3 protein-coding genes and 2 pseudogenes are annotated in these 13,754 nt (G+C 39.3%); 2 read left to right on the top strand and 3 right to left on the bottom strand.

All coding sequences use genetic code 11. From position 1 onward, the window contains the following. Positions 1-341 precede the first annotated feature (341 nt). Both AC0VZ4_RS07515 and AC0VZ4_RS07510 read left to right on the top strand, forming a co-directional pair. Positions 342-3,305 (top strand): TonB-dependent receptor, encoded by a 2,964-nt coding sequence (locus AC0VZ4_RS07515; RefSeq protein WP_475441326.1) that lies wholly within the window; start codon positions 342-344, stop codon positions 3,303-3,305. Positions 3,306-3,440: 135 nt separating this feature from the next. Beyond that, positions 3,441-9,620 carry a pectinesterase family protein gene (locus AC0VZ4_RS07510; protein WP_475441325.1) on the top strand — a complete coding sequence of 2,060 codons (6,180 nt, stop codon included), beginning with the start codon at positions 3,441-3,443 and terminating at the stop codon, positions 9,618-9,620. Positions 9,621-10,166: 546 nt separating this feature from the next. Here the strand turns inward: AC0VZ4_RS07510 and AC0VZ4_RS07505 are convergent. From AC0VZ4_RS07505 to AC0VZ4_RS07495, 3 genes and pseudogenes are all read right to left on the bottom strand, one after another. Further along, positions 10,167-11,422, bottom strand: a pseudogene (locus AC0VZ4_RS07505) (IS110 family RNA-guided transposase). 162 nt (positions 11,423-11,584) lie between these two features. Beyond that, positions 11,585-12,684: pseudogene (locus AC0VZ4_RS07500) on the bottom strand (ISAs1 family transposase). Between the two features lie 144 nt (positions 12,685-12,828). Beyond that, the gene (locus tag AC0VZ4_RS07495) at positions 12,829-13,722 is read right to left on the bottom strand and encodes a LysR family transcriptional regulator (RefSeq protein ID WP_475441324.1); all 894 of its coding nucleotides are present in this window, start codon (positions 13,720-13,722) and stop codon (positions 12,829-12,831) included. Between the last annotated feature and the right edge of the window lie 32 nt (positions 13,723-13,754).

Here is a 13,754-nt window from a genome sequence, read left to right as displayed (position 1 = left end):
TATATATACTACAAAGATCAACAGCCCCTAGTATTTATAATTAAATTTTTAAATAAGTAGATTAACGACCCAAGCTGATTTATTTTCTTTTTTAATTAGAACACATCTAAAAGTATGAACAAACCACTATTACAGCGCCTTAAATAACACACACTAAAACTTCAAATAATACTTTATAACTATATTCAACTACGTAGTCACAAATCAACTGCCCGAATATTAAACGATTGACATATTTATTAATGAAGTGTTAACGTCATAAAACACAAATGCCACCGGTGGCAATAAAGCATCTAAGTATCACTTTTGTTACACACAACACTCTTATATAAAGGAAAATCATGAAAAGCATGAGACTCAGCACAATAGCAGCTGCATTATTATTAGCCCTTCCCTCTTATGGGCAAAGCTCTTCAACCGCTGATGAGCTTAACAATAAAGAAAAGCCGATCTCTAGTGCATTATCGAAACAAGAAGGTAAACCTCAAACACCAGAAGATGATATTGAAATTATTAGTGTTACCGGTATTTACCAAGCTGATTTAAAAGCACGTGCACTTGAGCGAGACAGTAATGCATTTAGTTCAGTTATTGCAACTGATGACATGGGCAACTTTGTTGATCAAAATGTAGCAGAGTCATTAAGAAGAATGCCAGGTGTAACACTGGAAAGAAGTGAAGGAGAAGGGAAATACGTAGCTGTTCGTGGTTTAGGACCTAAGTTTGTAGCAATAAGTATGAACGGTGCTGAGTTATCTGGCGCAGGAGATGACCGAAAAGTAGGTTTGGACGGTATAACGAGTGATTCTCTTGGTTCCATTGAAGTTTTTAAAACACTGACTCCTGACATGAACCTAAATTCAATTGGTGGTGCTGTAAATGTTAAATCGATCTCTGCTTATGATCGAGGTGAGAATACCCTAAAAATAAAAATTCAAGACGCTTACAATGAGCTGCGCGAAAAACACTCTCCTAAATTTAGTATTGATGGGACTCAATTGTTTCTTGATGACACCATTGGTATTGGGTTTGCCTTATCTTACGAAGATCGTAAAACACAAGTGGATGAAAATAGGCATCACAGTACCCGTGATTTAAATTTTTTAAAAGGTGGAATAGGCCTAACTGCGGAAGACATTGAAAGCGCACCTGAAATTTTAGCTCCTGCGCAATTAGAAAACCGCCGTGAAATAGCAAATAGGGAAAGAACTACCGCAACGGTTAATATCGAATTTAAACCAACAGACTCTGGTTTCTACTATTTACGTGCCAATTACTCAAACTATACAGATGAAGATATAGCACTACGTGAATTCTATAATTTTTATAATGGCGACCAAGATGACGAAGTTATTTATGTAAATTCAGAAACTAAAGAATTTGCACTGTCTGACATTGATGTAATGAACCAATATTTTGTTCAAGAAGGCGAAAAAACCACTATTAATATGAGTATTGGGGGTGAAAATTACGTAGGTGATGACTGGAAAATAAATTATGAGTATGCATATTCAAAAACAGATGATGAGTCTGTAGGTGACCGTCGTGTGCAATTTCGTGAAAGAGAAAATATTGTCTACGGCAAAGCGTCTAAAAACAGTATTGTGGCACGTGTACTTACTCCCGCAGAAGCCGCTGAGTTAGGCGGGTTTGCATTAAGTAACGAAGGCGATGTATTCAACGGTGAAGCTGATGGAGATTTAAGCGATCTTTCCAACATGGAATACGATAACTTGTTTATGGAGGACAGCACTCGTACTGACGAAATTAGTAGCTTAAAATTAGATTTAACCAAACAGTTTGACTCGGAGTATATAAGTTATATCAAGTTTGGTGGTACCTATAATGAACGCGAGCACTATAACAACAAAGATCGCTGGAGTTATAGCATTGATGATAGTGACTGCAATGGGGATGAAACTTGTATTACTGTTGCGAACTCTAATATAACTAACTATGACTACGCAATACCTAATAATAGTGATTTCTCTTATCCGTTTGTATCTCGCTCGCAAATGGAATACATGGTTGATGCAACATCAATTACGCGCGAAAGTGCCACCGGTGGTGAAACGTCAATTGATAGTACTAAAGAAGATTATACATTAAACGAAGATACTTATGCCGCCTACGTAATGACTGAGCTACGTCTAGCGGATAACTTAAAAGTAATCACTGGGGTACGCTATGCGCACACTGAATTCTCATCCACTGGTTTTATGTCACTTGAGAATGATGATTGGAAGTTCGATGGTATAAACACACTCGATCTAGCTGTCCCCCTTCCCGAAAGTAGTATCACTTACAGTGAATATTTTCCGAGTATGCATATACGGTATGAGCCATCTGATACGGTATTAGTACGTTCATCACTTTGGACTAGTTATACCCGACCTTCGTTTAAACAAGCACGTGGTTATGCGAAATTTGATAATGACATTAGCTTGTGTGATCCAGCCACCGATGACTGTTTTAACTCGCAGGATGGCCAAAGCGCACTTGATTTACAAAACTATGTTTTAGGCCCTGATAACGCATTACAAGTAGGTAATCCAAACTTAGTTGCAATGAGCTCAACTAACTTCGATGCATCAATTGGTTGGTATCCTTCAAAAGAACTCTTTATGGAACTTGCTGTTTTTTATAAGGATATTGATAATTTTATCGTTGATGTTTCAGGTATTCAAATGCGCTTGGATGAATTGCCTTTAACATTGCCCGTTAATCAAGTTTCTGAGTTTGCAATTTTACAAGACTTACAACTAAATCAAGTAGATATCACACTCAATGGTGACACTGCCAATGTATATGGTATGGAATTGAGCTTTAATCAATTTTTTGAAAATGGTTTGTTTTGGCAAAGTAATATGACGGTAGTAAGCAGTGAAGCAACGCTAGACGATTCTATACGTGTAGATAAAATGCCACTACCTGGACAAGCAGATATTACTGCTAACATCTCTTTCGGTTGGGAAGATGACGATTTGTCACTTCGTTTAATCAGTAATTACCGTTCAAAAATCCTTGAAGAAGTTGGTGCTTGCCCTGCTTCTGCAAATATATCTGATCCCCACGAATGTAAAAAATGGGCGGATATATATCAAGACGCAATTACTACCGTAGATTTTAAACTCAAGTATGACTTTAGCAAAAACCTAAGCGCTTACTTTGATGCAATTAACATAACCGATCAATCTGATCTTCGCTATTTCGCAGGTAATGAGCTATCTGGTGGTGCTGTCCTGTATCAGCGTGAGAACTATGGACGAACCTTTCAACTTGGTATGAATTATAAATTCTACTAAATAATCTGAACTCTAAATAATAAATCTCTTAACCAGAGTACAGATTAAATACACAAAACTAAAAATTAGCACACTCTACGTGTGCATCACACACTGCCAACACAGACGCTAAAAAGTTCATCCTTGGAGGGATGTATGAAAACAAAAATAAGTGTAATCACCACATTATTACTCAGTACAATATTAACGGGATGCCAGGAAGAAAGTTCAATTAACGTTAAAGAAGCACCCGCCCCTGCTATTCAAGGAACCTTTGTAGATAGCCCTGTTGCAGGCTTAAGTTACACAAGTTTATCAGTACCTGATGGTGTAACCGATGCCAACGGTCAATTTAACTATTTTCGCGGCGAAGCGATTACGTTTGCAATAGGAGATATTGCGTTTCCATCTATTGCGGCAAGTAATATCTTGTCACCTTTAAATTTATTTTCAACCGATACTGTATTTCATCCTGCTGTTGTAAACAGCTTGCGATTATTTCAATCACTTGATAGTGATGGCGATGTGAGTAACGGTATTACCATTAGTGCCACAACAGCCGATGCAGCAACGATCAACTTATCAGAAGGCCAAACAATTACCGATTATTTTAGTCGTAGTGAAGATGAATTTGCGGCAGATGTAAACGTTTGGCTAGCAAATGCAGGCACACCAACAACGGAACTCATTGATGCTGATCAGGCTATATTACATTTTGTTGATTTTGTGTATAAGCAATACAACAGTACACAGCCTAATGCATTTAACTTGTCACTATTTACCGGTGATGTATACAACCCTTTGGTAAAAGGCAGTACTGCCAGTATTGAAATACTTAATTTTAGCCCAGCTGATGATACTAACTCCACGGGCACATTTACTAGAACAGCTGATGGTGAAATTATTGGCAACGGCAATTATGAATTTATATTTGGTGATCGCGTACTCGCTTTTACAACTGCTGTTAATGGTGAGTCAAATACACAATACCTAATCTCACGTTCATTTAATACGGTTGATAGTGTGTATAGTTTGTGCCACCAATCTGATGACGCATCGCTTAGCGACATGATTGCAAAATGCGATAGTAACGACGATGCTAAAAATAACATTATCGTATTTAGTGAAGAGCAAGCTGCCATTGAGCTTGAAAACCTCAACAATTTAGCAGAACAGAACAGCAAAGCACTTATTGAAGATTTTAACACCACCACTGAAGACTTCTTTAAGTCTACCTATAAAAGCGTAAGTGATGAGATTGGCAGTGCTGCTCTTTACTTCAAAACCGGTGGTAGCTTAGAACTTGATGCTGAAAATGGCAATATAGTGCTTGAAGGCGACCGCTTTAGTATTGGTAACACACTACCAGGCAAAGAAACAAGCCCAAGTGACACATTGGGTAAAGGTATTTATAACTTAAGTGAAGGCTTTACAATCAGCTTTGATGTTATTGCCCATAATGATGCGGGTACTCTATCATTGTATGTTGACAATAATACGACTGGCCAAGACAACTCAGTACATGGCAAAGCATCTAAATTTTATTCAAAAGCTATTACAGCTGAAAATTTACCTCAAGGTCAACGCTTTACATATACCTATAAACCAGGTGAAGACGTAGTAACAGGCCCTGATCTGGAGAGCGAAAGCGCTCAAGGAGTATTAAATGCAGAGATTAAAAACTCATTTTTACAGATTCGAACTGATAGCGCGGCATCAATTACGTTAGATAATTTAGAGTTAATTACGGTTGCCACAGATGTACCTGAAATTGAAGAGCCTACTGATCCAACCACACCTCCAACAGGGGGAGACACGACAACGCCATTCCCATTTGTTACTGATTTTACAACGGTAACAGGTGATTTATTTTCAACTGATTTTTCCGCGATTACAGCAGCTGACGGCTCTATCGTCCCTATGTTTAAAAAGACAGGTGGATCGGTTTCTGTTATTGATACCGGTTTAGAAATTAATAGTGGCCGCTTTACAATGGGTAATACAACGCCAAATGTAGAGACGACCGAAACAGATCAAAGTACAACTGGTAGCTTTGATTTATCGCGCCCCTATCAAATTTTGATAGATATCGTGAGTGTGAGCGATCCGGATGGTGATAATAACTTCCAAATTTACGTGGATAACAATACCTCTAGCAGCTCAAAGTCAATTCATGGCTCTAGCTCAAAATTTTACAATGAATTAATTAACACCTTAGTACCTGACACTACGCTAGTTGTTGAAGGTAAAGTTGCAACAGCAACTTCATTTTTACAGCTGCGTACTGAAAATGGCGGGACGGTTGTTATTAAAAATCTACGTATCGAATACTTAGACGATCCGAGCGTCTTTAAATGTAATAGCTCTCCTGAGCTGTATTTTTGTGATGACTTTTCAGCAGGCGATTTGTCTAACTGGAAAATTATTGCAAAACCAGATAACACAGCGGGCGCCGTGGGTGAATTTGATATTTTAGATTTAAGTGGTAACAACGTTATGCGTTACACCGCCGGTGGTGTTGGTGGTGAACTCATTTTAGCCACTGAAGACGCATTACAAAATGTGCCAGATACCGGTAACTACTTTTTTGAAGCTGATATTCGACCACGTCAAAACAGTACAACAGCGAGCAAACAGCTCTACTTAATGGCTCGCTATGAAAGTGAAGGCAACTGGCTTGCTGGTGGCTTAAATGTACAAAACTCAACAAGTAGCACACAAGTAGAAGTGGCTGTGACTGTTGACGGTTCTATTTCTCGACCTGTACAAGCTAAGTCTCCTATCTTATTAGGTGAAAAAGGCGGTACAACTGATGGCGTTTGGTATACCACCCGCTTTGAAATGATAGACTCAGAACTTACCGCATACCTGAATGGTGAAAAAATGGGCACAATTAGCGACAGCACGTATAGCGCTCGTGGCCTAATTGGTTTGTTTACTAACAACCGCTCATTTGAACTTGATAACGTTAAAGTCGGCGATCCAAGTATTAAGCCAATTCAATTAACCCTTGATTATAAAGATCCTGCATGGGATGCCAGTACAACAACTGATCCGCTCATAATTAATGTGACAGCAATTAAAGACGATGGTGTTACACCCGATACCTTCAGCGTTACATCGAGTAACAAAGACGTAGTGTCTGCTGATGTCTCAGGCGATGTAGTTATGTTAAGCCCGCTCAGTGCTGGTGAAGCAACGATTAAGTTTGTATCAGGTTCTGATGAAACAATAATCAGAACGATTGAAGTAAATATTGTCGAAGGCTTTGTGATGCCAAGCACCGATTATGGTGACCTAAGCGGTAAGCTAATGCCTGAAAAATCAGCAGACAATCAATTTGTTGATACGTTAATTTCAATTGATTTTGATACTACCGGTGTAACACCAACCTTAGGTAGTCTTGGCGAAGTTAGGATTTATAAACAAAGTGATGACACTTTAGTTGATACCCTAAAAGTAGGTAAGAACATCGATGTAATTGGTTACCCTGGGCAAGATCGCATACGTGCTGTAAATTACTTCCCTATTAGCTTAGAGGACAATACATTAATCATTAAGCCTCGCAACAGTGTGCTTGAGTACGGCCAAACTTATCGTGTAGTTATCGGTGACGACGTTGTTACTGGTGCTAAATTAAATGACATGGATTTCGCTGGACTTGGCAATAACAGTCAGTGGACATTTACAACCAAAGTAAATATCCCAGCAGGAAATGAGCTACTCGTTGACGATAATGACGTTGCTGACTTTAGAACCGTGCAAGGCGCACTTAATTTTGCAATGCAGCATCTTGATAAAGATGAGCAAACAACGGTTTCAATAAAAGACGGGACTTACAATGAGCTGCTATTTCTGCGCAATAAAAATAATATAACGCTACAAGGTGAAAGCCAAGACAACACTATTATTCAGTACGAAAACTACGAAACACTTAATAGCGGTTCAGGTGGTAGCGCAGCACTTGGCAGTGGTACTCCAAACGGTGGCCGTAGTGTATTTTTGGTTGAAGGCACAGATATGCTGGTTATTAACAATCTAACATTAAAAAACACGCACATTCGTAGTAACAGCGTATCAAATCAAGCTGAAACTATTTATTTCAATAGCCAATATCGTTTAGTTGCCAACAACGCAAACTTTATTAGTGAGCAAGATACCCTACTACTAAAAGGCTATACTTGGTTTTACAACACGCTAGTTGCCGGTAACGTAGACTTCATATGGGGATACCCAGTTACTTCGTTATTTGAAAATAGCGAAATACGTACCCTAGGTGATTCTAAAAATGGTGATCCAACCCAAGACACCAAAGGTGGCTACGTTTTACAAGCGCGTGTACCGGTAGAAACCGATCCTGGCTTTATTTTCTTAAACAATGAGTTTACCAATGGTCCTGGCCCTATTGGTAATGGCGTACTAGACAATTCAACATATCTTGCCCGCAGTAGTGGTAGCTCTTCATACTTTGATAATGTAACCCTTATCAATAACAAGTTTGATACCCACATTGCAACTGTTGGCTGGGCTGTTCACGGTGTTGAAAATCAACCAGCTCCAAATCCAGAAGCACCTTCAGTAACAAGCGGTTGGCGTGAATACGGCAGCATGGATATGCAAGGTAACGCACTAGATTTAAGCACCCGTATTGGTGGTTATATTTTACAAACAAGTGAAGTAGCTCAACTGCTTGAACGTGATAGTATTTTTGCAAGTTATGGCGATGGCGCAGGGTGGACCCCGACCCCTTTACCAGTGCCAGTGTTACCTGACGAACCTGTAAAAGTAATACCTGTTAACGTGAATTTAGGATTTGCTGGTTATAGCTTTGATGTGACCGGTGGTACTAATGGCACTGTGGTAACTGTAGATAATGGCTCATCATTAAAAGCAGCATTAAGTGAAGCAAAAGCAACCAGTACACCTATTATCATTTATGTTGATGGTGTTATTACTGATGCGAACAGTGGCGGTGATGGCTTATCAATTCAGATAAAAGATATGGATAATGTGTCTATTGTGGGCGTAGCAGATCGTGGTCATTTGGATGGTATTGGCATCGAAATTCACAGAGCGAATAATATCATAATTCAAAATTTAAAATTTAATCAAGTGCTTACCGGTGGTAAGGATGGTATTTCAATTGAAGGTGATGAAAACGGAAGTACCTCTAATATCTGGATTGACCACAATGAGTTATATTCATCGCTAGACTCAGATCAAGATTTTTATGATGGCCTAATTGATTCTAAATCTGGCGCGCAAAACATCACAATTTCTTATAACTACTTACACGATAGCTGGAAAACCTCATTACATGGTCATAGTGATGATGACACCAGTACCAACAAAAATCGCTTTATTACTTTTCACCATAACCGATTTGAAAATATTGTATCGCGAGTACCCTTATTTAGATTCGGTCGCGGCCATGTATTTAATAACTACTACAACAACATTACCTCTAGTGCCATAAACTCACGTATGGGGGCGGAGCTTCAAATAGAAGGTAACTACTTTGAAAACACCAAAAACCCAGTGATCTCGTTTTATTCAGATACTATTGGCTATTGGAATACATCGGGTAACTACCTCAGTGATACCGTTACCTGGGGTGAAGTACCAGACGGTGACGTAGCGGGTGAAGTAACCGAAAATGGAATTACACCAACAAGTAGCTATCAAGTGCCTTATGAGTACACACTAACCCCTGTTATGGCTATTAAAGATCATGTTATTGCGCATGCAGGTATTGGTAAAATAGATCAAAGTGATTTAGATATCCCAACGATTGAAGAGCCTACAGAGCCGCCGATTCAAGAGCCGTTAGGGCTACCATTTACTGAAAATTTTTCTGCAAACAACGCTGATGAATTTTTCAGTAATCGTTACCGTGACTTATCAGGCCTTGCAGGGAGCAACACCCCCCTATTTCACCGTGTTACAGGCAGTGTTCAGGTAAGTAACGGAAAACTAACCATGACCGGTACACGTATTAGTATTGCAAATACAACACCGACCATTAACACCACGGGTGACGATACGCAAACAAGCGGATTATTAGACCTATCAAATAACTACCAAGTAACGTTCAAGGTGGATGCTGTAAGCGGTAATACAGCTAAAAGCTTTCAGATATACGTAGACAACAATACCTCAGGAAGTGCTAATTCAATACATAACGGTAGTTCTAAGTTTTACTCTATAAAGCTGGAAGAGCTAGTACTGGGGCAAACCTATACTGTTGATGGTTTTGTTGCAACACCAACCTCTTTTATAACTATCCGTACAGAGAGTGAGGCAACTATTACGATAGATGAATTAACAATTCAGTAACCTTCCCAAGTAAAAAGCCCTTATGTTGATTCTATGGGGCTTTCATTTTATATTTTTAATATAAAACTACATTTTTAGTTATTTCCTATTACACATAAATCCTGCTCAAATAACACAATAAGTAACAACTTAAGATTAACATATTACCTCTAATTTAAGCCGATACAAACTCTATAAGATATTGTCCATTATATAAATTACAAAAAAAGCCTAAGTTGTAACATTCAAAATAAGTGCTATATTTAGTCCGAGCATAAGATACCAAACGCTTATATAAGTACATATAAAAGGACGAATGAATGCTTGCAAAAAGCAGGGTTAATAATGGGCTTTTACTACAAGTAATCATCCAAATTATTATCCTCATTATAGGTGCTACTTTCACTTATTCTTAGCATATTCAATATCAACGCGAACGTAATGCTGTTATTTCAACGGCTCTAAACAACTAGGGCGCGAGCATACTTTGTTAAAAATGTTAACCAAAAAGAAGTTCTTCTCTAAAAGCATCATCATAACAACACGCCCTGAGGTGGACAGCAAGCGCTAAAGCTCACTTTCCACCGCAAATTTTAACAGCGGTGATCCCTTACTTTTCAATGCAGTTAAGTAAGTTGATTCATCGTAGGGCGTATGTGTTTTCCAGCACCTAAATAGGATTCGTATCCACTTAAATGCCAATGATCTGATGATGGTATTATGAGGTTTTCCTTTGGCTTCTTGCTGCCGATAATAGGCTTTAGCCCAAAATGAATAACGCACAGATAATCCTGCCCATTCCACAAATGTTTGCCTTAAAAATTTAGTGCATGAGTATCGCCAGTGTATCCATTCCTTCTTCCCACTGCGTTCGGTAACAGGGGCAATTGTATGTCAGCAGCGCACTTATAGCGGTCACGATTTGACCCCATAGCGGCTAATAATCGAGGTGCTAATTGTGGGCCTGCACCGGGTAAACTATCAAAGATAGCGCGATCTGTATGTTGCTTATAAAGTGTTTTAATTTCGTCATCAAATCGTGTTATTGCCAACATCAGTTGTTTAAGTTGCGGAACGAGGCATTCAATAAGCAATAAGTTTGGCGTGATCACCGCCATATCTTCGGTGAGTATTTCTGCATCCTTGATTTCTTTTATCCGCTTTTCATTAACGAGTGGGTAGCGGGAATTATGTTGATTAAAGAAGTCGAGTAGTGTCTGTTTTCTCGCTTTTTTAGCGTGAGCAAGAGAGGGCCAGCGCAGTAAGAAGTCACAGAATATTTGAGTGTCTTTTTCTTTAAACCAATCAATCACGTGGGGATAATAATTTTTTAGCGTTGTGGCTATTTTATTGGTTAAATTAACACGATCTTGTACTAGTTTACGTCTGTATTCGACAAGCTGCGCAAGACACCTAACGTCCTCTGAATCCGGCCTAATAACCGTTAATTTATCCATATGAAGTTGTAAGATTTCAACTTGAATAATTGCATCAGTAGGATCATCTTTAGCCCCGCTGTGCGTAAATGCAGCACGGTATTTAGCAACACTTGATGGGTTAATCACAAATAATACAATGTGCTTAAATTTACTGAGTGCATATATAAGTGGGCCTTTTTTTAGCTCACACGCGACAGCAACAGATCTGCCGTTGTAGCGTTGTTTTAACCCAAGCGCCCATGCATTAATTGACTTAGGCTCAGAGGAAATCACACTTAAATGTTGTGTATTTGTGTCGCGATTTATTTCACAAATATCGTGTTTACGGTCGGCCCAATCGATCCCGATAAGGGCAGCAAAATCTGAGACGTTAAAGGCTTCCATTTTGGGCCTCCTAGAGGTAAAGTGAAAGAATAGATAGAGGCTAATAGTGTTTCTCGCAGGTCTTATAGATAGTCGGCATTACGACAATCCCTGAGTATGCGTATTGAAACAAATAACTTCTGTTGATCCGAAAGTCTTGTTACAAACATTGATTGTTTCCGCTCAAATATTTGTGATCAACAGAAGCATATTCCATGTATTAATGAGATAGGTAAATACATTAATTAATGGAACGGAGTAACTATAAGCTCTTACACACTTACTTCTTATTGACCCCTTGCTTTTCGTATGCTGCTTTATCATGTTCCTAACGACGCGTCTAAATAGTGCCATATGTTGCGCACTTAATGGCTCATGTATTTGACAGGCATCTTCTTTAAATACGACATCCAGTATCCAGTGTTGCTGATTTTCTATCAGCCAATGTTGTCTTATTGCTTTACTTATCAATATATTGTCTGTCAACGATGTTAGGTAGTAATGTGTGTCAATACTCGTTCTATTACCCTTCGTTCGCTCTCGCTGCACCGCAACGATTGTTCTAACTGATGGCCAGCTCTCTTTAATTTCACTCGGTAATAAACGCGCATCAAGACAATCTATCGTGCGTACTTCTTTTCGCCCATGCCCTTCATCTTGTGTTACATGACTAAGTATCTCTGAGTTTTCAGATTCATACTGGTGTGTAAATGCATCTTGAATCGCGCTATAAAGTTTCTTTTGATTACCCTTTGCTTGCACTAGATAATCTGCATGTCTGCTAATTAGCTGTTTTAGCGTTTCTTTTTGGCAGTGCAAAGCATCAAGTGTAATGACGGTGTTATTGATATCGAGTATTTTCAATAAATCCCGAACTGCCGGTATTTCATTCGTCTTACTGCCAACTGTTTGGTGGAATAATGTGAGACCTGCTTCACAATCAAATGCTGAGACGAGATGTAATTTATCAGCAATGTGTTTACTTGCTCCGCGAATAGTTTTGCCATCGAAGGCAATGACAGGATGCGCTGATTTAACGCGGTTTTGATTGACCCAGCTATACATCGCGAAATACTATGTCGAGTGGGTATGCCATTTTTGAAAGAACGAAATCCTCTTAACCAATTAAGCTTACTTTCGCCATAGACTTCAATGTCTTGCCAGTTTTCACACCCTGATGTAACGGCAGTAATAATAAGAAAAAGCACATCAACTAAGTTATGGTGCTGATTTATATGTGAACGATTATCTTTGACGAGTTCTAAATGTGAGAAGAGTGACATAATAAGTTTAAGGTGATGAAATTTATGGTATTAGATCATAAAATTTGTTTATTTACAAAGTGTGATCCCGCCCTGGTATTGTGTCCAGTTTTAGTGCTGGGGATTATATATCGCTATTTCAATTTTAACGCCTTACAGCCACATTTAGGAGTTTACATAGTCACTTAGCCCTAATACCAGAGCGTCGAACACGGTTTGACAACTTGTGCTTTTTTTCAGGTCTTCGTGCATGGTGACCCAAATATCCATAGGAATATTCACGTCATCCGGCAGTACTCTGGCCAAGTTCGCGTCTTTATCTGCTATCGACACCTGACACACTCCAATTCCCGCTCCGGCTCTAATTAATGATAGCTGAGCCACATTACTGTCGGTTCGATAGCTAAAGTGTTGCTTTTCTGGCGTAAAGGGCAAGGTACTTAAGGTGTCGCGAATGTAATCGGTGTACTGATCAAAACCAATTAATTGATGTTGTTGTAAATCGTTCATGGAAGCAGGCATACCTGCTTGATTAAGGTAGCTGACGTGCGCATACAAACCCACTTTTATGCTACCTATGCGCCTAGCAATTAATTGAGTTTGGATTGGGCGAAATAGGCGCACAGCGATATCCGCTTCTCGACTAAGTAAATCTTGCGCTTGGTCAGAGAACATAAGCTCAAGCTGCAATCTTTTATATTGATGGCCGAGTTTAGCCAAGACATGAGGTAACACTTCAATACCAATGATATCGCTAGTGGTCACGCGAACAGTGCCTTGCACGTTATCGCCTTGGCTACTGGCTATTCGCTCAATAGACTCTGCCACATTGGCCATTTCTTGAGCATGACCCACTAGTGCCTTAGCCGCCTCGGTAGGAGTTAATCCGCTTTGTGTGCGCACAAATAACGCGACCTTTAGCGCCCGTTCTAATTCAGTAATGTGTCGCCCAATGGTTGGTTGCGTAGAGCCAATAGAACGGGCCGCCGCCGACAGCGAGCCGTGCTGCATCACGCCTAAAAATGAGCGATAAAACTCCCAACCAATATTTTTATTCATACAAATTTGTATAGCTGCTCAATAGTTTTAGC

The organism is Pseudoalteromonas sp. QJM3NY_22 (assembly GCF_056173065.1).
The sequence above is the reverse complement of the archived record's forward strand: the minus strand, read 5'-3'. Positions and strand labels throughout refer to the sequence as shown.